This is a genomic window from Nocardioides zeae, from assembly GCF_030818655.1.
GTDB classification, from domain to species: domain Bacteria; phylum Actinomycetota; class Actinomycetes; order Propionibacteriales; family Nocardioidaceae; genus Nocardioides; species Nocardioides zeae_A.
In genome coordinates this window covers 1,037,879-1,058,987 of sequence record NZ_JAUTAN010000001.1, presented here as the reverse complement: position 1 = coordinate 1,058,987, position 21,109 = coordinate 1,037,879, and the positions used below count along the sequence as shown (strand labels likewise).

Annotated in this window: 21 protein-coding genes and 1 pseudogene; 13 read left to right on the top strand and 9 right to left on the bottom strand. The window is 74.5% G+C overall.

Going from position 1 to position 21,109, the window contains the following annotated elements; all coding sequences use genetic code 11:
- Nucleotides 1–1,014: a glycine betaine ABC transporter substrate-binding protein gene (locus tag QE405_RS05015; RefSeq protein WP_307199113.1), complete on the top strand. Its 1,014-nt coding sequence runs from the start codon at nt 1–3 to the stop codon at nt 1,012–1,014.
- A gap of 91 nt (nt 1,015–1,105) precedes the next feature.
- Nucleotides 1,106–1,720 (top strand): dienelactone hydrolase family protein, encoded by a 615-nt coding sequence (locus QE405_RS05010; protein ID WP_307199112.1) that lies wholly within the window; start codon nt 1,106–1,108, stop codon nt 1,718–1,720.
- Nucleotides 1,721–1,906: 186 nt separating this feature from the next.
- Here QE405_RS05010 and QE405_RS05005 read toward each other — a convergent pair whose 3' ends face one another.
- Nucleotides 1,907–2,983, bottom strand: coding sequence for an alkene reductase (locus QE405_RS05005; RefSeq protein ID WP_307199111.1), 1,077 nt, complete (start codon nt 2,981–2,983; stop codon nt 1,907–1,909).
- Between the two features lie 72 nt (nt 2,984–3,055).
- Between QE405_RS05005 and QE405_RS05000 the strand changes: the two genes are divergently transcribed.
- Both QE405_RS05000 and soxR read left to right on the top strand, forming a co-directional pair.
- Complete coding sequence (locus tag QE405_RS05000) at nt 3,056–3,445, top strand: MerR family transcriptional regulator (RefSeq protein WP_307199110.1); 390 nt, start codon at nt 3,056–3,058, stop codon at nt 3,443–3,445.
- 78 nt (nt 3,446–3,523) lie between these two features.
- Nucleotides 3,524–3,961 (top strand): redox-sensitive transcriptional activator SoxR, encoded by a 438-nt coding sequence (soxR, locus tag QE405_RS04995; RefSeq protein ID WP_307199109.1) that lies wholly within the window; start codon nt 3,524–3,526, stop codon nt 3,959–3,961.
- Between the two features lie 21 nt (nt 3,962–3,982).
- Here the strand turns inward: soxR and QE405_RS04990 are convergent, their stop codons facing one another.
- Both QE405_RS04990 and QE405_RS04985 read right to left on the bottom strand, forming a co-directional pair.
- The gene (locus QE405_RS04990) at nt 3,983–4,465 is read right to left on the bottom strand and encodes an acyl-CoA thioesterase (RefSeq protein WP_307199108.1); all 483 of its coding nucleotides are present in this window, start codon (nt 4,463–4,465) and stop codon (nt 3,983–3,985) included.
- A 14-nt stretch (nt 4,466–4,479) separates the two neighbouring features.
- Nucleotides 4,480–5,994: a DEAD/DEAH box helicase gene (locus tag QE405_RS04985; RefSeq protein WP_307199107.1), complete on the bottom strand. Its 1,515-nt coding sequence runs from the start codon at nt 5,992–5,994 to the stop codon at nt 4,480–4,482.
- Between the two features lie 294 nt (nt 5,995–6,288).
- Between QE405_RS04985 and QE405_RS04980 the strand changes: the two genes are divergently transcribed.
- Together QE405_RS04980 and QE405_RS04975 are read left to right on the top strand one after the other, a co-directional pair.
- Nucleotides 6,289–6,612 (top strand): DMT family transporter, encoded by a 324-nt coding sequence (locus QE405_RS04980; RefSeq protein WP_307199106.1) that lies wholly within the window; start codon nt 6,289–6,291, stop codon nt 6,610–6,612.
- A gap of 83 nt (nt 6,613–6,695) precedes the next feature.
- Nucleotides 6,696–7,646 carry a TauD/TfdA dioxygenase family protein gene (locus tag QE405_RS04975; protein ID WP_307199105.1) on the top strand — a complete coding sequence of 317 codons (951 nt, stop codon included), beginning with the start codon at nt 6,696–6,698 and terminating at the stop codon, nt 7,644–7,646.
- A gap of 61 nt (nt 7,647–7,707) precedes the next feature.
- On the opposite strand, the gene QE405_RS04970 is transcribed toward QE405_RS04975, so the two are convergent.
- The gene (locus QE405_RS04970; RefSeq protein WP_307199104.1) at nt 7,708–9,390 is read right to left on the bottom strand and encodes a sigma-54-dependent Fis family transcriptional regulator; all 1,683 of its coding nucleotides are present in this window, start codon (nt 9,388–9,390) and stop codon (nt 7,708–7,710) included.
- Between the two features lie 151 nt (nt 9,391–9,541).
- On the opposite strand from QE405_RS04970, the gene QE405_RS04965 reads away from it, so the two are divergent.
- The 3 genes from QE405_RS04965 to yidC are packed head-to-tail and all read left to right on the top strand — an operon-like array spanning nt 9,542 to nt 12,446.
- Nucleotides 9,542–11,170 carry an AMP-binding protein gene (locus tag QE405_RS04965; RefSeq protein ID WP_307199103.1) on the top strand — a complete coding sequence of 543 codons (1,629 nt, stop codon included), beginning with the start codon at nt 9,542–9,544 and terminating at the stop codon, nt 11,168–11,170.
- 40 nt (nt 11,171–11,210) lie between these two features.
- The gene (locus tag QE405_RS04960) at nt 11,211–11,531 is read left to right on the top strand and encodes a hypothetical protein (RefSeq protein WP_307199102.1); all 321 of its coding nucleotides are present in this window, start codon (nt 11,211–11,213) and stop codon (nt 11,529–11,531) included.
- Nucleotides 11,532–11,585: 54 nt separating this feature from the next.
- Nucleotides 11,586–12,446, top strand: a complete 861-nt coding sequence (yidC, locus tag QE405_RS04955; protein WP_307199101.1) for a membrane protein insertase YidC — start codon at nt 11,586–11,588, stop codon at nt 12,444–12,446.
- Nucleotides 12,447–12,757: 311 nt separating this feature from the next.
- Here the strand turns inward: yidC and QE405_RS04950 are convergent, their stop codons facing one another.
- The 3 genes from QE405_RS04950 to QE405_RS04940 form a co-directional block, all read right to left on the bottom strand.
- Nucleotides 12,758–13,942, bottom strand: coding sequence for an SGNH/GDSL hydrolase family protein (locus QE405_RS04950; RefSeq protein ID WP_307199100.1), 1,185 nt, complete (start codon nt 13,940–13,942; stop codon nt 12,758–12,760).
- On the bottom strand, nt 13,939–14,517 hold the full coding sequence (locus tag QE405_RS04945) for a TetR/AcrR family transcriptional regulator (protein ID WP_307199099.1): 579 nt from the start codon (nt 14,515–14,517) through the stop codon (nt 13,939–13,941). The genes QE405_RS04950 and QE405_RS04945 overlap by 4 nt, the downstream gene beginning before the upstream one ends.
- Before the next feature lie 97 nt (nt 14,518–14,614).
- Nucleotides 14,615–14,836: a hypothetical protein gene (locus QE405_RS04940; RefSeq protein ID WP_307199098.1), complete on the bottom strand. Its 222-nt coding sequence runs from the start codon at nt 14,834–14,836 to the stop codon at nt 14,615–14,617.
- A 67-nt stretch (nt 14,837–14,903) separates the two neighbouring features.
- On the opposite strand from QE405_RS04940, the gene QE405_RS04935 reads away from it, so the two are divergent.
- The 4 genes and pseudogenes from QE405_RS04935 (at nt 14,904) to QE405_RS04920 (ending at nt 19,105) form a co-directional block, all read left to right on the top strand.
- On the top strand, nt 14,904–15,437 hold the full coding sequence (locus QE405_RS04935) for a 2Fe-2S iron-sulfur cluster-binding protein (protein WP_307199097.1): 534 nt from the start codon (nt 14,904–14,906) through the stop codon (nt 15,435–15,437).
- Complete coding sequence (locus QE405_RS04930; protein ID WP_307199096.1) at nt 15,434–16,423, top strand: FAD binding domain-containing protein; 990 nt, start codon at nt 15,434–15,436, stop codon at nt 16,421–16,423. The genes QE405_RS04935 and QE405_RS04930 overlap by 4 nt, the downstream gene beginning before the upstream one ends.
- A pseudogene (locus tag QE405_RS04925) lies at nt 16,420–18,303 on the top strand (xanthine dehydrogenase family protein molybdopterin-binding subunit); the annotation flags it as partial. The gene QE405_RS04930 and the pseudogene QE405_RS04925, both read left to right, overlap by 4 nt.
- Nucleotides 18,304–18,589: 286 nt before the next feature.
- Nucleotides 18,590–19,105 (top strand): SixA phosphatase family protein, encoded by a 516-nt coding sequence (locus QE405_RS04920; protein WP_307199095.1) that lies wholly within the window; start codon nt 18,590–18,592, stop codon nt 19,103–19,105.
- On the opposite strand, the gene QE405_RS04915 is transcribed toward QE405_RS04920, so the two are convergent.
- Both QE405_RS04915 and QE405_RS04910 read right to left on the bottom strand, forming a co-directional pair.
- Nucleotides 19,095–20,351, bottom strand: a complete 1,257-nt coding sequence (locus QE405_RS04915; RefSeq protein WP_307199094.1) for an acyl-CoA dehydrogenase family protein — start codon at nt 20,349–20,351, stop codon at nt 19,095–19,097. The two genes, QE405_RS04920 and QE405_RS04915, sit on opposite strands and share 11 nt — an antisense overlap.
- Nucleotides 20,348–21,058, bottom strand: coding sequence for a nitroreductase (locus QE405_RS04910; protein ID WP_307199093.1), 711 nt, complete (start codon nt 21,056–21,058; stop codon nt 20,348–20,350). The genes QE405_RS04915 and QE405_RS04910 overlap by 4 nt, the downstream gene beginning before the upstream one ends.
- Nucleotides 21,059–21,109: the final 51 nt, after the last annotated feature.

Sequence of the window (21,109 nt, the reverse complement as noted above, 5' to 3'; positions counted from 1 at the left end):
GTGGCCCGCACGCGCACCCGCACCTCCCGCCGGCTCGCCGCCGGCACCGCTGCGCTCGTGGCCACCGGAGCGCTGCTCTCCGGCTGCGCCCTCGGCACGGCAGGCGGCTACGTGCCGACCGGCGACCTCGCCGGCGACCTCGCCGACTTCGACGGCGCGCTGGACGGCGCCGAGCTCACGGTGGGGTCGAAGAACTTCAACGAGAACGTGATCCTCGGGAAGATGGCCATCATCCTCCTGCGCTCGGCCGGGGCGGAGGTCACCGACCTCACCAACATCCCGGGCAGCGCCGCCGCCCGGCAGGCCCAGACCGACGGCCAGATCGACGCGATGTGGGAGTACACCGGCACGGGCTGGATCACCTACCTCGGCGAGGCGGAGCCGATCCCGGACGAGCAGGAGCAGTACGAGGCGGTGCGGGACGCCGACCTCGAGCAGAACGGGCTCGTGTGGCTGCCGCCCGCGCCCATGAACAACACCTACGCGTTCGCGATGAACCCCGAGGTGACGGACCGGCTCGGCATCGAGTCGATGTCGCAGATCGCCGACCTCCCGGTCGAGGAGCGCACGTTCTGCGTCGAGTCGGAGTTCACCAACCGCCCCGACGGCCTCCCGGGGATGCTGGAGACCTACGGCATCCCGCTCGGCCAGGCCGACGGCACGCCCGAGTCGAACCTGCGCACCTACCAGACGGGGGCGATCTACGACGCGACCGCGCGCGGGGAGTGCAACTTCGGCGAGGTCTTCACGACGGACGGCCGCATCCTGGCGCTCGACCTCACCGTGCTGGAGGACGACGAGGAGTACTTCCCGAAGTACAACGTCTCCCTCGTGCTGCGGGAGGAGACCGCCGAGGAGCACCCCGAGATCGAGGACCTGATGGCCCCCGTGACGGAGGAGCTCACCGACGAGGTGCTGCTCGAGCTCAACGCGCGGGTCGACGTCGACGGCGAGGAGCCCGCCGAGGTCGCCTACGACTGGCTCGAGGAGCAGGGGTTCGTCGAGAGCCCGTGACGCCGAGCGCCCCCGACGCGGTGGGGGCACGGCGCATGACCGCCCCCGCCGCGGGTACCAGCACCCCTCCCGAGCGAAGGGCTCTCCCGCTGTGCAACCCCGTCTGATCAGCGTCCGCGAGCCGGACCGTCCGACCGCCGCCGTGCTCGTGCTGCACGGCGGCGGCTCCCGTCCCGGCAGCCCCATGGTCAGCCCCACCCAGCTGTCGGTGCTGCGCATGAAGCCCGTGGCCCGACGGGTGGCCCGACGGGTGCCGGCGGCCGCGACGTACCGGCTCCTCAACACCCACCGTGGCTGGGACCCCAGCCGTACGCCGGTCGAGGACGTCCGGTGGGCACTGGGCCAGCTGCGGGAGCGGTGGGGCGACCTCCCGGTCGCACTGGTCGGGCACTCGCTGGGCGGGCGCGCCGCCCTGCTCGCCGGCTCCGCGCCCGAGGTGCGCTGCGTGGTCGCGCTCAACCCGTGGGTGCTGGCGGAGGACCGGACCGACCTGCGCGGACGGCGGGTGCTCGTGGTGCACGGCGACGAGGACCGCATCGCCCCGCTCGCTCGCGCGCGGGCCCTGGCGGACCGGATCGCACGGACGACCGACGTCTCGTTCGAGGTGGTGGAGGGCGGCAAGCACGCGATGCTGCGGCACGGGCGCCGGTTCGAGCAGCGTGCGGCGGAGTTCGTGGCCGACTGCCTGTCGGGACGTCACGGCTAGCCGCGACCACTGCAGGGGAGAGGGAGCGGCCGAAAGCGACGCCGCCCCGTCTCCCCCGCAGTCGGGGACCTCCACGAGCTCGCTGCGTGAGGAGCACCAGGACCGACGGCCCCGACGGAGACCTCAACAAACATAGCCGCCGCGTGTGCAGGTTCTCAACAGGACTCGCCCGTGGAGGTGACGTTCTCAGACGGATGCGGCCTCGTGGGCCGGGTAGGTGACGTAGCCCTGGTCCCCACCGGTGTAGTACGTCGCCGGGTCGTCAGCCGCCAGCGGCAGGTCGTGGCGCAGCCGCTCGACGAGGTCGGGGTTGGCGATGTAGGCGCGGCCGAAGCTGACGAGGTCCGCCCCCAGCCCCAGCCAGCGGTCGGCCGCGGCCCGCTCGGCGCGCTGCGGGCTGGCCGGCGACACCGGGTTGACGACGAGCGAGTCCGGCCAGGCCCGCCGCAGCCCGAGGAGCACGTCGTCGTCGGCGGTCGCCTCGAGGTGGAGGTAGGCGAGACCGAGCGGTGCGAGCGCGGCGAGCAGCGCGCCGTACAGCTCCTCGACCTCGGTCTCCCGCACGTTCCAGATGCCCGCGTCGGGCGAGATCCGGATACCGACGCGGTCGGCCCCGACGGCGTCCACCGTGGCCTCGACGGCCTCCACGGCGAAGCGGATCCGGTTCGCGACCGAGCCGCCGTAGGCGTCCGTGCGCACGTTGGCGTTGGAGGACAGGAACTGGGCGATGAGGTAGCCGTTGGCGCCGTGCAGCTCGACCCCGTCGAACCCCGCGTCGACGGCACGGGACGCCGCCTCGGCGTACGAGCGTGCCTGCTCGGGCACCTCGGCCGTGGTGAGCGCTCGCGGCACCGGGGCCGGCGCCGGGCCGTTCGGGGTGAACACGTCGGCGCCGAGCGCGACCGCCGAGGGACCGACGGGCTGCAGGCCGGTGGTGGCGTGGTGGGAGACCCGGCCGCCGTGCATGATCTGCGCGAAGATGCGGCCGCCCGCGGCGTGCACGGCCGCGGTGACGGGGCGCCAGGAGGCGACCTGCTCGTCGGTGTGGAGCCCCGGGGTGCCGGGGTTGGACTGGCCCACGACGTTGGGCTGCACGCCCTCGCTCACGATGAGGCCGGCGCTGGCGCGCTGCGCGTAGTACGTCGCCATGGAGGGCGTCGCCAGGCCACCGGCGGCGGCACGGACACGGGTCATGGGCGCCATCACGACGCGGTTGGGCAGGGTGAGGCCACCGATCCGGTGGCTGTCGAACAAGGAGGTCATGCGACTACGCTAGAACCTGACACTGACGTCAGGGGCAAGGGTCCAGGGGCGGTCGAGAGGGAGGTCACACCGGTGCGGATCGGGGAGCTGGCGGCGCAGGCGGACGTGAGCGTGCGCTCCCTGCGCTACTACGAGGAGCAGGGGCTGCTGACCAGCAGCCGGAGCGCGAGCGGGCAGCGGCACTACACCGAGGACGACGTGGAGCGGGTGCGCTTCCTCCAGCGCATGTACGCCGCGGGCCTGTCCAGCCGCGCGATCGCCGAGGTGCTCCCCTGCGTGGAGACGCCGACGACGCAGACCGCGGCGACGGCCTTCGAGCGCCTCGTGGCGGAACGCGACCGGATCGACGCCCACATCGCCGAGCTGGCCGCCACCCGCGACGCGCTCGAGCGGCTGATCGCCGCCAACCTCGAGCACCGCGCGACGCTCGACGCCGGGGCCGGGTCCGTCGCTGCACCCTGACGGGCGATCAGCGCGAGGCCCGGAGTCGACGAGGGTCACGGGACGGGATCCTTCGACCTGAACTAAGGTTCAGGTCACATGAGTGCCGCACCCCTGACGCCCGGCGAGGTGGCGACCCGCTCGGGGGTCGCCGTCTCCGCCCTGCACTTCTACGAGCGCAACGGGCTCATCACGAGCGAGCGCACCTCCGGCGGCCAGCGCCGCTACGCCCGCGACGTGCTGCGGCGGCTCGCGTTCATCCGGGTGTCGCAGCGGGTGGGCATCCCCCTCGCCGACATCGGGCGCGCCCTGGCGACGCTGCCCGAGGGCCGCACCCCGACACGGCGCGACTGGACACGCCTGTCCCGCACGTGGCGGGGCGAGCTGGAGGCCCGCATCGCGCAGCTGGAGGCGCTGCGCGACACCCTCGACGAGTGCATCGGCTGCGGCTGCCTGTCGCTGCGGTCCTGCGCGCTGGCCAACCCCGGCGACGAGCTCGCCGACCGTGGCCCCGGGGCGCCGCGGCTGGAGCGCTGACCTCCCCGCCGCCCCTGCGCGTCAGCGCGAGCGGAAGGTGACGCCCGGGCCCTCGTACGTCGTGAGCGCGGCCCGCACGTCGTCGGAGATCGGCCACGCCGTGCCGGCCTCGTGGTCCCACAGGACCAGCGACAGCTCCGCCACGAGGGCCGGCGGGTGGTCCGCCGCGACGCGCAGCTCGACGCCGAGGCCGAACGAGGTGCGGCCGATGCGGTGCACCCAGAGGCGCACCAGGAACGGCTGGAACGCGACGAAGCGCATCTCGGCGTGGTACTCGATGCGCTGGGCGCCCATGAGCTCCGTGACGTGCTCCGGCGCCGTGCCGAGCAGGCCCGGCCGCTCCGCCCCCGACAGCACGTCGGGGGCGAAGTGGAGGAACAGCAGCCGTGCCTCGTCGACGATCCGCAGCGCCTCGACGTTGTCGACGTGGCCCGCGAGGTTGATGTCGCGCAGCCGCGCCTGGATCTGGCAGTCGAAGACCGTGCCGGTCACGTCGTCGGACATCGCAGGGACCGCGCTCAGCGGGCCCGCGAGCTGAACGACGCCGCGCTGTGCGAGCTCGAGCCCGCACCGCTGGACGCCGCGCCCGAGCGCTGCCCACCGGAACGCTGGCCGCCGGAACGACCGCCGCCGGAGCGCGCACCGCCCGAGCGGGTCCCCCCGGAGCGACCGCCACCCGACCGCTGACCACTCGTGGCGGAGCCACCGGCACCCGGACCGCCACCCGAGGCGGGGCCGGAGCCGGAGCCGGAGCCGCCGCCCCGGCGGCGGTTGCGCCGACGGCCGCCGCCGGAGCCCGGCTCGTCCGAGGAGCGGGTCGAGGTGCGCGCCGGAGCGGGCGCCGCGACGACCGGCTCGAACGCGCCGGGGAGGCTGCGCTCGCCGGGGGCGAGCTCGACCAGCACGGGGTGGTCGGTCCCGGTGACCCGCGTCGTCGTCGGGTTGATGCCCGCGGCGCGCGTGAGGTCGCGGACGTCCCGCTTCTGCTCGGTGGTCATCAGCGTCACGACCGTGCCCGCGTTGCCGGCCCGGGCGGTGCGGCCAGAGCGGTGCAGGTAGGCCTTGTGCTCGGTCGGCGGGTCCGCGTGGACGACGAGGGCCACGTCGTCGACGTGGATGCCGCGCGCGGCGATGTCGGTCGCCACGAGCGCCGTGGCGCGGCCGTCGTGGAAGGCCTCCATGTTGCGCGTGCGCGCGTTCTGGCCGAGGTTGCCGTGGAGCTCGACGGCCGGGACGCCGCTGCGGTTGAGCTGGCGGGCGAGGGCCTTGGCGCCGTGCTTCGTGCGCGTGAAGACCACCGTGCGCCCGGGGGCGCTGGTGAGGTCGACGAGCACCGGCAGGCGGTGGTCGCGCTCGACGTGCAGCACGTGGTGGGTCATGGCCGCGACGGGCGACTGCGCCGAGTCGGCCTCGTGGGTGACGGGCTTCGTGAGGAACTGCTTGACCAGCGCGTCGATCGCCTTGTCGAGCGTGGCGGAGAACAGCAGGCGCTGGCTCTGCTTCGGGGTCTGCCCCAGGAGGCGTCGGACGGCGGGCAGGAAGCCGAGGTCGGCCATGTGGTCGGCCTCGTCCAGCACCGTCACCTCGACGGAACCGAGCGAGCAGTGGCCCTGACCGATGAGGTCCTCGAGCCGGCCGGGGCAGGCGACGACGATGTCGACGCCACGGCGCAGCGCGGTGACCTGGGGGTTCTGGCCGACGCCACCGAAGACGGTGCGCGTCGTGAGGCCGGCGGCCTCGGCGAGCGGGGCGAGGGAGGCCTCGATCTGGCCGACCAGCTCACGGGTGGGCGCCAGGACCAGGGCCCGCGGCGCGCCGGGACGGGCGCTCGCGCCGCCGGACAGCCGGGCCACGAGCGGGAGGAGGAACGCGTAGGTCTTGCCGGAGCCGGTGCGGCCGCGGCCCAGCACGTCGCGACCCGCGAGGGAGTCGCCCAGGGTCGCCGCCTGGATCGGGGTGGGGGTGTCGATGCCGAGACCGGAGAGGACGTCGGCCAGGCGTGCGGGGACGCCGAGATCGATGAAGGAAGACAAGGAGGAACCACTATCTGTGCAACGTGTCCCGCCGACAGCCGGGGCTCCGAGGTCTCGGGCCGGCCACGCACGGAGTCACCGACAGGTGCTCGACGTGCAGACAGCCCGCGGCGGGAGCCGGACGAGCTGGCAGGTACGAGCGTAACCGCCGGACCCGCACGTCACCGCTTCGACGCGGGTACGACGCGTGTGGGACACGCCACGCGTCGTACCGCCGCCGGGTCCGGGAGCGCGTGGTGGGATCGGTCGCGCCGCGGTGGACCGCCACCGCGCGTCGCGTCGTCGGGAGGCGTCATGTGGGGCTGGTTGCTGGCCGCGGTGCTGAGCGAGGTCGTCGCGACCACGTCGTTGCGCGCCTCCGAGGGCTTCACCCGGCTGGGGTGGTCCGCGCTGGTGGTCGTGGGCTACTGCTCGGCGTTCTACGCCCTGTCGCAGGCGCTGGTGCGCGGGATGCCGCTGGGGCAGGCGTACGCGGTGTGGTGCGCCCTGGGGATCGCCGCGATCGCCGTCCTCGGGATCGTGCTGTTCGGCGAGTCGCTCTCCCCCGTCCAGGTCGGCGGCCTGCTCCTCGTCGTGGTCGGGGTCGTGATGATCGAGCTCGGCGCGACGCACCCCTGAGTGCCCGCGGGGTGAGACGGGCCCGACCGGACGCTCTCGGTCGATAATCTTGATCGGTCTTGTCGACTAACCGAGGAGGACCCGTGACGCTCACCGCCGACCGCCCCGCCGCCGCCGGGGCTCCCGGGGTTGCCGCCCCCGCGGTCCACCAGCTCGGCGGGCAGCTGGGCGCCCGCATCGACGGGGTCCACCTCGGCGACGACCTCACCGCGGAGCAGGTCGCGACGATCCGGGCCGCCCTGCTCACGCACAAGGTGGTCTTCCTCCGCGACCAGCACGACCTCGACGACGACGCCCACGCGCGGTTCGCCGAGCGCCTCGGCCCCCTCACGACGGCCCACCCGACGGTCAACACCGGCAGCGCCCGCGTGCTGCGCGTGACCGCGAACCGCGGCATGGCCGCGAACAGCTGGCACACCGACGTCACGTTCGTCGACCGCGTGCCCGCCATCAGCGTGCTGCGGGCGGTCACGCTCCCGCCCTACGGCGGCACCACCGTCTGGGCCAACACCGCGGCGGCCTACGCGTCCCTCCCCGCGCCGCTGCGGGCCCTCGCGGACGGGCTGTGGGCGGTCCACACCAACTCCTACGACTACGCGCAGCTGGACGAGGAGCACGACCAGCCCGACGCGAACTACAGCCGCGACGACTTCACCTCGACGGTCTTCGAGACGCGCCACCCCGTCGTGCGGGTGCACCCGGAGACCGGCGAGCGGTCGCTGGTGCTCGGCAACTTCGTCAAGCGGATCGAGGGCCTGACCTCCGCCGAGTCCCACCAGGTCTTCCACCTGTTCCAGAACCGCATCACGCGGCTCGAGAACACGCTCCGCTGGTCGTGGCAGCCCGGTGACGTCGCCATCTGGGACAACCGCGCGACGCAGCACTACGCCGTCGCCGACTTCGACGAGCACCCCCGCGAGATGCGGCGCATCACGGTCGCCGGCGACGTACCGGTCTCCGTCGACGGCGAGCGCTCCGTGGTGCTCCAGGGCGACGCGCGGGCCTACGCGCGGCTGGACGAGCTGATCTCCTGACGGGGGAACGAGAAAGCCGGGATCGGATCGATGGAGGTCACGGCGGCGACGCCGGGCGCTGTCAGTCCAGCGTGACGCGGAGGGTGCGCATCTTCGCGTAGAGCGTCGTGCGCGAGATGCCCAGCGCCCGCGCCGCCTGCACCTTGTTGCCGGCGGCCTCGCGCAGCGCGGCGACGACGGCGTCGCGCTCCGCCCGCTCCATGGGCGAGAGCGTGCGGCTCGCTCCCGGCACCCGGTGGCTCTCGGGCAGGTCGTCCACGGTGATCGCCCCGCGGCGACGTCGGCGCACCGCGTGCTCCACCACCGCGCGCAGCTCGCGCAGGTTGCCGGGCCAGTCGTGGGCCGAGAGCACCCGCAGCACGCCCGGACCGAGGTGCACCGACTCCCCCGGCTCCCGCCCGGCGCCGGCCCCGAGGTCGTCGATCATCGCGGCCACCAGCTCGGGCAGCTCGGCGGTCCGCGCCGCCAGCGGGGCGAGCTCGCGGCGGTCGATGCAGGTCGCGGCCAGTGCGGCCACCGGGCCGTCGAGGGTCTCGGCCGGACCGCTCGTCAGCACGAGCTGCGGAGCGTGGCCGGACGCGGCGTGCGCCGCCACGAGGGCGACGAGGTCGGCCGCGAGGAGGTCGACGCCCTCGACGCACACCACGCCCTGGCGGGCCCGCACGAGCGCGTCGAGGCGGCGCGCCCACTCCGCGGGCCCGTCGAGGAGGGCGGAGGTCGCCGTGAGGACGGTGATCGGGGTCGAGCGGGCCGCCGCGCGGGCCTGCGTCGTGCGACCGCTGCCGGGCGGACCGGAGACCAGCACCGGCGCCACGCTCGGCGGGGCGTCGAGACGCGCGCCGCCCGTCGCGGACCCGGCCGCGCCGTCGGCACGCCCCCCGCCGCGTACCCGCTCGATCTGGAGCACCACCCCGTCGCGCACCGCGTCCACGGGGAGCCCGTGCACCTCGACACGCTCCCCCGACTCCAGCGTCAGCGGGAGCCGCGGCGTGCCCGTGGAGGGCAGGTCCGCCGCGAGGATGCGGAGCAGCGCGATGTCGGTCGCGCTCAGCAGGTCGGTCGCGGCCTGGTTGCAGATCAGCGTGTCGCCGTGCAGGGCCACGACCGCACGACGCCGGTGGGCCGCGGCCTGGAAGGCCCCGAGGAGCCGGCGCTCGGAGACGCGGCTGCCGTCGAGCAGCCGTTGCTCGATCTCGGTGACGACGCCCGCCACCAGCGGCGGCACGAGGGGGTTGACCGCGCTCATCAGCGCGGAGACGTCGAGCACGCCCTCGATGCGGCGGGTCACGGGATGGACGATCGGGTGCCCGTAGCAGCTCACCGCCCGCAACGGCTCCGCGAAGTGCTCGTCGCTGTTCACCAGCACGCTGCCCCGGGTCTCGAGCACGGTCCCCGGGGCGTTCGTGCCGATGCGGTCCTCGAGCAGGCTGGCGCCGGTGTGCACGCCGAGCGCGTCGAACGCGCGGCCCGCCTGGTCGTCGCTGCTCCAGCGTCGCGCGACCCGACCGTCGCGGTCGACCAGCAGCGTGGTGAACCCGGTGCCGGTCAGCCGCTCGTTGAGGTTGTCGAGCACGGGCGCCGCGGCCACCACGAGGGCGCTGGCGGAGTCGACCGCGTCGTACCGGAGACCGTCGAAGGCCGTCGCCGGCGTGAGACCGGCGAGCTCGGCGCGGCGCCACGAGTCCGCGATCGTCCGCCGCATGGACGGGTCGTCCCGCCGCTCGGCGAGTCCGCTCGGGCGCATCCGTTGCCTCCGTTCCCCTGTGAGGAGGACCACAGGGTACGCCGCGGGGAGCGGCGCCCCCTGTCCAGTTTCTGCACAGCGGGGACAGCGAGGCATGCTGGACTGTGACCTGGCACACGCCCGTCTGATCCGATCTCGAGGAGCCGTGCACGTGAGCGAGTCCTACGCCCGGGGAGAGACCACCCCGGGCCTGCTGGAGGAGACCATCGGCGCCGCCCTGGCGCGCACCGTGGCGGAGCGCGGCGACCGCGAGGCCCTCGTCGAGGTGGCCAGCGGACGCCGCTGGACCTGGCGGGAGCTCGACGCCGAGGTCGACCGCACCGCGCGGGCGCTGCTCGCGATCGGCATCGCGGCCGGCGACCGCGTCGGCATCTGGTCGCCCAACTGCGCCGAGTGGACGATCGTCCAGCTCGCCACCGCGCGGGTCGGTGCGGTGCTCGTGACGATCAACCCGGCGTACCGGAGCCACGAGTTCGCCTACGCCGTGAACCAGTCCGGGCTGCGGCTGCTGTTCGCGGCGTCGCGGTTCAAGACCAGCGACTACGCGGCGATCGTGGCCTCCACGGCGGCCGAGTGCCCGGGGCTCGAGCGCACCGTCCTCCTCGACACCGACGACCTCGAGGAGCTGCGCGGGGAGGGCGACGCCCGTGCGGACGAGCTCGCGGGGGCCGTCGCCGAGCGGGCCGCGACGCTGCGGCCCGAGGACCCGATCAACATCCAGTACACGTCCGGCACGACGGGGCGTCCCAAGGGCGCCACGCTCAGCCACCGCAACATCCTCAACAACGGGTTCTTCACGACCGAGCTGATCAACCTCACGGCGGAGGACCGGCTCTGCATCCCGGTGCCCTTCTACCACTGCTTCGGGATGGTGATGGCCAACCTCGGCTGCGTCACCCACGGCGCGACCATGGTCATCCCGGGGCCCGCGTTCGACCCCGTGACGACGCTGGAGGCGGTCGCGAGCGAGCGCTGCACTGCGCTCTACGGGGTGCCCACCATGTTCATCGCGATGCAGAACCACCCCGACTTCGCCTCCCACGACCTCAGCAGCCTGCGCACCGGCGTCATGGCCGGCTCCGTGTGCCCCATCGAGGTGATGAAGCGGTGCGTCGAGGAGATGCACATGGCCGAGGTGGCGATCGCCTACGGGATGACCGAGACCTCGCCCGTCTCCTGCCAGACGCGGGTGGACGACGACCTGGAGCGCCGCACCGCCACCATCGGCCGCGTCCACCCCCACGTGGAGGTCAAGATCGTCGACCCCGTCACCGGGGAGACGCTGCCGCGTGGCGAGGCCGGCGAGTTCTGCACGCGGGGCTACTCGGTGATGCTCGGCTACCACGAGGACCCGGAGAAGACCGCCGAGGCGATCGACGCCGACGGCTGGATGCACACCGGCGACCTCGCCGTCATGCGGGAGGACGGCTACTGCGTCGTCGTCGGCCGCATCAAGGACATGGTCATCCGGGGCGGCGAGAACATCTACCCGCGCGAGGTGGAGGACTTCCTCTACACCCACCCCGACGTCGAGGACGTCCAGGTGGTGGGGGTCCCCGACGAGAAGTACGGCGAGGAGCTGTGCGCCTGGATCCGCGTGCGACCCGGACGACCGCCCCTCGACGCGGCCGCCGTGAAGGCCTTCTGCGACGGACGGCTCGCGCACTACAAGGTGCCGCGCTACGTGCTCGTCGTGGACGAGTTCCCCATGACCGTGACCGGCAAGGTCCGCAAGGTCGAGATGCGCGAGCGGTCGACGGCGGAGCTCGGGCTGGGCTGAGACAGGCCCGATCCCGTCGGGACGGCCTAGGATGGGCCGCATGTCCACCGCGCGCAGCCCCCGGCAGGGCACCGTCCTGCCCGCGCTGCTCGCGCTCCTGCTGCCGGTCGTGCTGCTGGCGGGCCTGGTCGCCGGTTCCAGCCCCGGCGACTCGGGGTCGTCGCTCGTCGCCCCGCTCGCGGCGGCACTCCTCACGGCGACGCTCTCCCTGCTCGCGCACGCCCGGGCCGCCGCCGTACCGCGGGCCCGTGCATCCGCGCTCAGCCCCACCACGGCGGGTCCCCCGGCCCCGTCGCGCCGTGGCGACGCCACCGACACCCCGCACCACCCGCTCCAGCCGCGTGCACCGGAAGCGGTCTGACGCGCGCACCCGCGCGCTCCGACCGCCTGTCCGTCACGTCCCCAGGAGCTCTCCGTGTCCGTGCTCGACCCCATCACCCATGCCCTCGCGGCCGTCGTCGCCACCGCCCACTCCGCCGCCACCGATCTCGGCGCCGCGCCTGACGGCGTCGGCGCCTGGCTCGTCGCCCTCGTCTCCGTCGTCGTCACCGTGCGCCTCCTGCTGCTGCCCCTCGTGGTCCGCGGCGTCAAGCAGGCCCACGCCGGCGCCCGCGCCCGGCCCCACCTCGCCGAGGTGCAGAAGAAGTTCCGCGAGGCCCAGGAGAAGGCGCGGAAGAAGGGGGGCGCCGGCGCGCGCCCCGACCCGGAGGCGATGCGCGAGCTGATGGAGGAGCGCCGCCGCATCTCCGCCGAGCACGGCGTCTCCCGCCTCGGCTGCCTGCCGATGCTGCTCCAGATGCCGATCTGGATCGGCCTCTACCACCTCATCGGCGGCGCGGCCCGCGGCCGGGCCATCGGCGCGCTCGACGCCGGACTGGTGGCCTCGCTGGGCGCTGCCACCCTCGCCGGCGTACCGCTCGCGGACCACGGCTACCTCGGCGCCGGCGCCGGACACCTCGCCGTCGTCGCGCTGCTGGCCGGCGTGGCCGCCCTGCTGTCGTTCGTCACGCAGCACTTCCTGGTGCTGCCGAACATGGCGCTCGCCGACGCGCCCGAGGCCGTCGTCAGCGCCCAGCGGATGATGCCGCTGCTCTCGGCCGGCGGGATGCTCGTCGCGGCGTCCGTCGTCCCCGTCGCCCTGCTCGTCTACTGGGTCGTCAACGCCGCCTGGACCTGCGCCCAGTCGGCCGTCGTGTGGCGCTGGTTCCCGACGCCGGGGTCGCCGGCCGCGCTGCGGCACGAGTCCCGGGCCACGGCCCTGCCCGACGCGGCCTGACCGGCGGGCGCAGGCCACCCCGGGACGTCATGCGTCGTGGTGCTCGGGGCGACCGGGATGCATGACGTCCCGGGGAGGGTGAGCAGCGCAGGGCGTCCCACCTCAGGAAAGGGTCACGTACGACGGCGGATGGCGACACTCGACTGTCGTTCGTGACCCTTCGCGGGCCGTTGGTCGCGACGCGTGAGCCGCGCCGTACGACCCACCTCGACGCGTGAGCCGCGCCGTACGACCCACCTCGACGCGTGAGCCGCGCCGTACGACCCACCTCGACGCGTGAGCCGCGCCGTACGTGACAACTCGGCGCGCGACTACGCCAGCGGGCCACCGACGCCGAAGGCGGCCGCGGCGAAGCGCTCGCCGATGAGGCGGTGGGTCGCGGCGTCGGGGTGCAGGCCGTCGGGCAGGGGCAGGGCCTCGGCGTCGGCGGCGCCGTAGAGGACCGTCCCGTCGAGGTACGCCAGGTGCGGGTCGTCGACCGACCGCTGCGCCACGACTGCGGCGAGCTGCTCGCGGACGACCTCGAGCGTGAGCCGCCCCTGCGCCACCTCGGCCGGGTCGCCCGCCGCGACGAACCGCAGCCGGCCCTCCCGTGCCGCCTCGACGTCCGGCACCGACGGTCCGGGCGTCTCCTCGTGGATCCCGCAGTAGATCGACGAGACCACGAGCAGCGGCGTCGTGGGATGACCGTCGCGCAGCACGTCGAGGAACCCGTGGACCGCCGGACCGAGCGCGCGCAGCCGCATGAGGTCGAGGTTGACCAGGTTGATGCCGAGCTTGACGCTGATGACGTCGGCGGGGAGGTCCCGCATGGTCCGCGCCGTCGACGGGTCGAGCAGCGCGCTGCCGCCGAACCCCAGGTTGAGCAGGTCGACGTCGGCGAGCGCCGCGGCCACCGCCGGCCACGTGCCCGTCGGGGTCGCCGCGTTGGACCCGTGGCTGATCGAGCTGCCGTGGTGCAGCCACCGGCGCCGCCCGTCCGGCGGGGCAGCCTCCACCGGCGCGTCCGCCCGCAGCGCCACCAGCTCGGTCTGCTCGTCGTGCGGCAGCCAGACCTCGAGGTCCCGCACCCCACCGGTCCCGCCCGGACCACCCGGCAGCCCCGCGAACCGCACGAGCCCGGTGCCGCCGTCGCTCGGGGTCATCGTGCCGGCGCCCAGGTCGACGGTGAGCACGTCGCCGCCGCCGACCGAGCCCGACGCGACGACCTCGCCCCCGACCGCGACCTCGTAGACACCGTCGGGCCGCGGGGGCATCCCCACGTAGACCCGCTTCGTCGCCCGCGTCTCCAGCTCGAGCACGGTGGCCGCCGTGCGCAGCGCGAGCCGCACCCCCGACGGCTGTGCCTCGACCATGAGCAGCTGGGGGTCGGGCAGGCGGGTCCGCGCCCACGCGGGCAGGCGGTGCGGCAGCAGGCCGCCCCGCGGGGTGCGCTCCACCTCGACCGCTCCGCGCAGGTGCGCAGGCGTCAGGGGTACGTCGAGCAAGCCGGTCATGCGTCCTCCGGGGCGTTCCACGTCGTGAGGAGGGTGTCGAGCGCGGCCACGGCACGGTGCCAGGACTGCTCCGCCGGCGGCTCGCTGTGGTCGAACGACCCGCCCAGCTCGAGGCTGACGAACCCGTGGAGCAACGCCCCGACCAGCCGTACGGCGTGGTTCGCGTCCTCCTCGGGCACCGCGTACCCGCGGAGCAGCGCCCGCGTGGTCGCGGCGTACCGCGGCCCCGCACTGCTCGCGGCCTCGGTCGGCTCGAGCGGCATCCGCATCGCGGCGTACCGCCCCGGGTGTGCACGCACATAGGCGCGGAACGCGGCGGCGTACGCCGTCAGCGCCGCACCGGCGGACCGCCCGGCCACGGCCTCGGCCGTCGCGTCGGCCAGCTCGGCCAGCGCGAGGTGCGCGATGCGCACCTGCAGGTCCCGCACGCCGCCGACGTGCGCGTAGACGCTCGCCTGCTGGACACCGAGGCGCTGGGCGACCGCCGTGACGGTCAGCGACGCGAAGCCCACCTCGTCGGCGAGCTCGGCACCGGCGACGGTGACACGGTCAGGGGTCAGTCCGACCCGGGGCACGACGCACTCCTCCCCGCCCGGCACGGTGCCGGACGGGGAGGATCATGCAATTTCCTATGAGGCATAGGCAAGTTCCTATGCCGCGTGAAACCAGCGGTCAGGGGCCGAGGACCTCCGCGGCCTTCACCTCGCCGTGGGCGTCCTGGATGGCGTCGGCCAGGCGGGCCTGGTCGTCGGCGGGCACCCCGATGCCGGCCTCGTTGAAGCCCTTGGCCAGCTCGTCCGCCACGGTGCCCTCGGTCGCTCCGTCCTGCCAGGAGCTCACGCGGTCCACGACGGCCTGGATGGTCTCGATCTGCTCGTCCGTGTAGTCGCTCATGCCGCGACGGTACCCACGCCCCGTTCACGCACCGGGCGGCTTGTGGCCCCGTGGGTACCGTCGCCGCATGGACGCCGACATCGCCCTCACCGTGGACGGGGAGCGGTGCGCCGTCACCGTCGACACCCGCACGACCCTGCTCGACGCGCTGCGTGAGCGGCTCGGCGTGACGCAGCCGAAGAAGGGTTGCGACCACGGCCAGTGCGGGTCCTGCACCGTGCTCCTCGACGGTCGCCGCCACCTCACGTGCCTCGCCCTCGCCGTGGCCCACGACGGCGCCGAGATCGTCACCGCGGGCGGCCTCGCCTCCCCGGACGGCGACCTCCACCCGGTGCAGCAGGCGTTCCTCGACCACGACGGCTACCAGTGCGGCTACTGCACCCCGGGGCAGGTGTGCTCCGCCGTCGGCGTGCTCGACGAGCTGCGCGCCGGGCACCCGAGCCTGGTGACGGACGACCTCGCGGCCGAGGACCCCGACGGCGACGACGAGATCCGCGAGCGCATGAGCGGCAACCTCTGCCGCTGCGGTGCCTACGCCGGCATCCTCGCGGCGGTCCGCCAGGCGGGCCAGCAGACGACCGACCGGGAGGTGCGGGCATGAAGGAGCTGACCTACCACCGCGCGACCGACGCGGCCGCGGCCGTCGCGCTCGTCGCGGACGACCCCGACGCCCGCTTCCTCGGGGGCGGGACCAACCTGGTCGACCACCTCAAGCTCGGCGTCGCACGCCCGGGCACGCTCGTCGACGTCTCCCGCCTCCCCCTCGACACCGTCGAGGAGCTCCCGGGCGGCGGGCTCCGCGTCGGCGCCGCCGTCCGCAACAGCGACCTGGCCGCCCACCCCGCGGTCCGTCGCGGGTTCCCCGCCGTCGCGCGGGCCCTGCTGGCGGGAGCGTCGGGCCAGATCCGCCACCAGGCGACCACCGCCGGCAACCTGCTCCAGCGCACGCGCTGCGTCTACTTCCAGGACGTCACCACGGCCTGCAACAAGCGCGAGCCGGGCACCGGGTGCTCGGCCCTCGAGGGCTACGGCCGCTACAACGCGATCCTCGGCGCGAGCGAGGCGTGCGTGACCACCCACCCGTCCGACCTCGCCGTCGCGCTGACCGCGCTCGACGCGGCCGTCGTGGTGCTCGGTCCCGACGGCGAGCGCCGTGTGCCGATGACGGAGCTGCACCGCCTGCCGGGCCACCATCCCGAGCACGACACGGTCCTCCGGCACGGCGACCTCATCACGGCCGTCGAGCTGCCCGGCAGCGCGGTGGCCCCGGCCTCGACGTACGCCAAGGCGCGGGACCGCGCGTCCTACGCCTTCGCGCTCGTCTCCGTCGCCGCAGCCCTCGACCTCGACGGCGACGTGGTGCGGGACGTCCGGCTCGCGTGGGGCGGCGTGGCCCACCGCCCCTGGCGGGCGTACGTCGCGGAGGAGGCCCTCCGCGGCGCCGTGCTCACCGAGGACAGCGCCCGGGCGGCGGCCTCCGCGGAGCTGGCGGCGGCCGTGACGACCGACCAGACCGCCTACAAGGTGGCGATGGTGCGCAACCTGACGGCCCACACGCTCCTCCGGCTCGCGGGCGGTGCGCGATGAGCAGCCCTGACAGCACGGCAGCCGTCACGCAGATCGTCCCCGAGCAGGTGCCGGCCCGGGCGATGGGACGGCACCTCGACCGGCAGGACGGCGTCGCGAAGGTGACCGGCGCGGCGACGTACGCGGTCGAGCACCCGGTGGACGGCGACGTGCTGCACGCCTGGCTCGTCACCTCGACCACCGCCCGCGGACGGGTGCTGCGGGTGGACGCGAGCGACGCGCTCGCGCACCGGGGCGTGCGGCGCGTGCTCGACCACACCAGCGCCCCCCGGCTCGCCGACACCGAGGACCGCGAGCTCGCCGTGCTCCAGGACGAGCACATCGGTTTCCGCGGGCAGATCGTCGCGCTCGTCGTCGCGACCTCGTCGGAGGCCGCCCGCGAGGGCGCCCTCCTCGTGCGGGTGCACCAGGACGAGGAGGCGGCCGAGGTCGTCTTCGACGAGCACAGCGCGACCTACGCCCCCGAGGAGGTCAACGCGGGCGCGGAGACGGACACCGTCGACGGTGACCCCGACGCGGCGCTCGCCGCCGCCCCCGTGAACGTCGACGCGACCTACACCACGCCCCACGAGTTCAACAGCCCGATGGAGCCGCACGCCGCCACTGCCACCTGGGACGGCGCGCTGCTCACCCTCCACGACTCCACCCAGGCCGTGCACGCGGTGCGCGCCACGCTCGCGCCGGTGCTGGGCCTCGAGCCGGAGCAGGTGCGCGTGCTCGCGCCGTACGTCGGTGGCGGCTTCGGCAGCAAGGGCCTCCCCCACGCCCCCGAGGTCGCGGCGGCCCTCGCCGCCCTGGCGTTCCCCGGCCACCCGGTGCGCCTCGCCGTGACGCGGCAGCAGATGTTCGCGCTCACCGGCTACCGCACCGCCACCCGCTCGCGCGTGCGCCTCGGCGCCGAGCCCGACGGCACCCTCGTCGTGCTCCGCCACGACACGACGTCGCAGACGTCGCGCATCAAGGAGTTCGCCGAGCAGTCCGCCACCGCGGCCCGCATGATGTACGCCGCGCCCCACCGCGCCACGACCCACCGCGTGGCCGCGCTCGACGTGCCCGTGCCGTCCTGGATGCGCGCGCCCGGGGAGATGCCGGGCATGCACGCCCACGAGGTGGCACTGGACGAGCTCGCCGTGGCCACGGACGTCGACCCGATCGACCTGCGGGAGCGGAACGAGCCGGAGGTCGACCCCGAGAGCGGCAAGCCGTTCAACGGGCGCCGTCTCGTCGAGTGCCTGCGTCTCGGCGCCGAGCGGTTCGGCTGGTCGGAGCGACCGGCCCGGCCCCGCTCCCGGGCCGAGGGCGACTGGTGGGTCGGCACGGGGGTCTCGTCGGCGACGTACCCCATGCTGTTCTCGCCGGGCAACACCGCGCGGATCCGGTCGCTCGGCGAGGGTCGGTACGGGGTCGACGTCGGCGCGGTCGACCTCGGCACCGGCGCCCGCACCGTCCTGGTGCAGATCGCCGCCGACGCGCTGCGGGTCGCGCCGGACTGCATTGACCTCGCGATCGGCGACACCGACCTCCCGTTCGCGACGGTGGCCGGCGGCTCGTCCGGCACCTCGTCGTGGGGCAGCGCCATCGCCGCGGCCGCGCAGCAGTTCCGCCACGACCACGGCGCCACCCCCGACCCCGGGCTCCACACCACCGCCGCGAGCGGCGCCTACACCGACACCGACGGCCACGCGATGCACTCCTTCGGCGCGGTGTTCGCCGAGGCCCGCGTGCACCGCTGGACCGGCGAGGTGCGGGTCTCCCGGTTGCACGGCGTCTACTCGGTCGGCCGCGTCATCAACCCCATGACCGCGCGGTCCCAGCTGCTGGGGGCCCTGACGATGGGCCTGTCCGCCGCGCTGCACGAGGAGGGCTGGCGCGACCCGCGCACCGGTCACGTCGTCACCCAGGACCTCGCGACCTACCACGTCGCGGCCCACGCCGACGTGCTCGACCTGCAGGCGGAGTGGCTGGAGGAGGAGGACCACCTCGCCACCCCGATGGGCTCGCGCGGCATCGGGGAGATCGGGATCGTCGGCACCTCGGCCGCGGTCGCCAACGCTACGTTCCACGCCACCGGGGGTGCGGGTGCGGTCGCTGCCGATCACGGCAGACCACTTCCTCGACATCTGAGCCGACACCCGCCCGACGCCCGACCCCGCTACCCTGCGGGCCATGTCCCCGACCCGCGACCTGGTGCTCCTGCGCCACGGGAAGTCGGACTGGTCCACGGGGACGACCGACCGGGAACGGCCCATCGGAGGCCGTGGACGACGGCAGGCGGCCGAGGCGGGCGCCTGGCTCGCCGCCCACGGCCCGCGACTCGACCTCGCGCTGGTCTCGCCCGCCGTGCGGGCGAGCACGACGTGGGACCTGGCGGCGGCACATCTCGCCGCGCCCCCGCCGCCGGTGCCGCACGAGCGCGTCTACACGTTCGACGCGGGCCACCTGGCCGCGCTGGTGGCGGACCTGGCCGACGAGCACCACGCCGTGGTCGTCGTCGGCCACGACCCGGGTCTCACCGACCTGGCCTCCACCCTCGCGGGGACCGACGTCGAGATGCCCACGTCGGCGCTGGCCTGGCTGAGCTGGGAGGGCGGGTGGGACGACGTGCACGTCCACGCCCGCTTCGGCTCGGCGACCCTCCGCGCGGCCGGGCGACCGCCCGGGGCGCCCGACCTCAGGGCCTGAGCACCCGCTCCCGTCCGGGCTCGGCCCGCGCGACGCCGCGCAGGTGCACCTCGTCGGGACCGTCGAAGATCCGCATGGCGCGGTGCCAGCCATACATCATCGCGAGCGGCACGTCGTCGCTGATCCCCGCGCCGCCGTGCACCTGGATGGCGCGGTCGATGACCTCGAGCGCCGCCCGCGGCACGGCCACCTTCGCCATCGAGACCAGCGAGGCGGCGGCCTTGTTGCCGTGGGCGTCGATCACCGCCGCCGCATGCTGGCACAGCAGCCGGGCCTGGTCGATGGCGATCCGCGACTCGGCGATGTCGCGCTGCACCATGCCCTGCTCGGCGAGGGGCTTGCCGAAGGCGACACGGTCGTGGGCGCGCCGTACCAGCAGGTCGAGCGCCCGCTCCGCCGCGCCCAGGGCGCGCATGCAGTGGTGGATGCGGCCCGGACCGAGGCGGGCCTGCGCCAGCGCGAACCCCGCCCCCTCCTCCCCCAGCACGGACGTCACCGGCACCCGTACGTCGCGGAGCAGCACCTCGCAGTGGCCGTGCTGATCGTGACGACCGAACACGGGGAGGTCCCGCACGATCTCGACGCCGGGGGTGTCGGTCGGCACGAGCACCATCGACTGCTGACGGTGCTTCGGCGCCTCGGGGTCGGTCTTGCCCATCACGATGAGCAGGGCGCAGCGCGGGTCGGCCGCGCCGGAGGTCCACCACTTGCGGCCGTTGATGACGTACTCGTCGCCGTCGCGCTCGATGCGCGTCTCGATGTTGGTCGCGTCGCTGCTCGCGACCGCCTTCTCCGTCATCGCGAAGCCGGAGCGGATGGTGCCCTCGAGCAGCGGCCGGAGCCACCGCGCCTGCTGCTCGGGCGTGCCGAACATGTGGAGCAGCTCCATGTTGCCGGTGTCGGGTGCCGCGCCGTTCGTGGCCTCCGGGGCCAGCTCGAGGCTCCAGCCGGTGATCTCCGCGAGGCCCGCGTAGTCGAGCTGGCTGATCCCCGCGACGTCGGGCAGGAACAGGTTCCACAGGCCGCGGCGGCGCGCCTCCGACTTGAGGGTCTCCAGCACGGGCGCCGGGGTGTGGTCCTGGGGCCCGACCGAGTGGCGGAACGCGTGGTAGTCCGCCTCCGCGGGGAACACGTGCTCGTTCATGAACTCGACGAGCGACGCGCGCAGCTCCTGCGCCCGCGGCGAGGGGGTCAGGTCGAGACCGGCGACGTCGAACGGGTCGTCGCCCGGTGCGAACGTGGTCATGCCGCCCCCTCCTCGCGGTCGGCGGGCCGCCGGTCCACGACGGTGACCGCCTCCGCCACCGCTGCCCGTTCGGTGCGGAACCCGTTGGCCGGGTGGTCGAGGTCGGCGCGGCCGAGGGAGACGCCGCAGACGATCACGCGGTCCTCCGGGAGGCCGAGGAACGACCGCACGGCGTCGGAGTACATCGCCAGCGCCGCCTGGGCGCACGTGGCGAGGCCCAGCGCGGTGGCCGCGTGGGTCAGGGTCGCGACGTACCCCCCACAGTCGATCGCGCCGTAGGTGCCCTGCAGGCGGTCGCTCGTCACGATCGCGACGTGGGGGGCGCCGAAGAACTCGAAGTTGCGGAGCATCTGCGCGCCGCGGGCCGCCGTGTCCTCCCGCGCGATGCCGAGGCTCTCGTAGAGCGCGAAGCCGGACGCGCGGCGCCGCTCCCGGTAGACGCCCTCGTAGCGCTCCGGGGTCGGCAGGTCCGAGGATCCGGGGGCGCTCGTGACGGCGGCAGCCAGGTGGGCCGCGAAGTCGTCGCGCGCCGCGCCCGTGACGAGGTGGACCTGCCAGGGCTGCGTGTTGCACCAGGACGGCGTGCGCTGCGCCAGGCGGAACAGCTGGTCGAGCAGCTCCGGCTCGACCGGCTCGGGCAGGAACGCGCGGCAGCTGAAGCGCTCGTCGAGCACCCGCGCGAAGGTGGGATCGGTGGCGTGGGTCACGAGGACACCTTGCCCCACCGGGGCCCGCCGCGACAGCACCCCTCCCGGATC

What these genes read in the sequence shown, in the direction of transcription:
- QE405_RS04935 (WP_307199097.1), top strand. Translation starts at nt 14,904, where the DNA reads ATGGACGCCGACATCGCCCTCACCGTGGACGGGGAGCGGTGCGCCGTC.
- soxR (WP_307199109.1), top strand. Translation starts at nt 3,524, where the DNA reads ATGAGTGCCGCACCCCTGACGCCCGGCGAGGTGGCGACCCGCTCGGGG.
- QE405_RS04990 (WP_307199108.1), bottom strand. Translation starts at nt 4,465, where the DNA reads ATGTCCGACGACGTGACCGGCACGGTCTTCGACTGCCAGATCCAGGCG.
- QE405_RS04930 (WP_307199096.1), top strand. Translation starts at nt 15,434, where the DNA reads ATGAAGGAGCTGACCTACCACCGCGCGACCGACGCGGCCGCGGCCGTC.
- QE405_RS05005 (WP_307199111.1), bottom strand. Translation starts at nt 2,983, where the DNA reads ATGACCTCCTTGTTCGACAGCCACCGGATCGGTGGCCTCACCCTGCCC.
- QE405_RS04980 (WP_307199106.1), top strand. Translation starts at nt 6,289, where the DNA reads ATGTGGGGCTGGTTGCTGGCCGCGGTGCTGAGCGAGGTCGTCGCGACC.
- QE405_RS04950 (WP_307199100.1), bottom strand. Translation starts at nt 13,942, where the DNA reads ATGACCGGCTTGCTCGACGTACCCCTGACGCCTGCGCACCTGCGCGGA.
- QE405_RS04915 (WP_307199094.1), bottom strand. Translation starts at nt 20,351, where the DNA reads ATGACCACGTTCGCACCGGGCGACGACCCGTTCGACGTCGCCGGTCTC.
- QE405_RS04920 (WP_307199095.1), top strand. Translation starts at nt 18,590, where the DNA reads ATGTCCCCGACCCGCGACCTGGTGCTCCTGCGCCACGGGAAGTCGGAC.
- QE405_RS04960 (WP_307199102.1), top strand. Translation starts at nt 11,211, where the DNA reads ATGTCCACCGCGCGCAGCCCCCGGCAGGGCACCGTCCTGCCCGCGCTG.
- QE405_RS04940 (WP_307199098.1), bottom strand. Translation starts at nt 14,836, where the DNA reads ATGAGCGACTACACGGACGAGCAGATCGAGACCATCCAGGCCGTCGTG.
- QE405_RS04970 (WP_307199104.1), bottom strand. Translation starts at nt 9,390, where the DNA reads ATGCGCCCGAGCGGACTCGCCGAGCGGCGGGACGACCCGTCCATGCGG.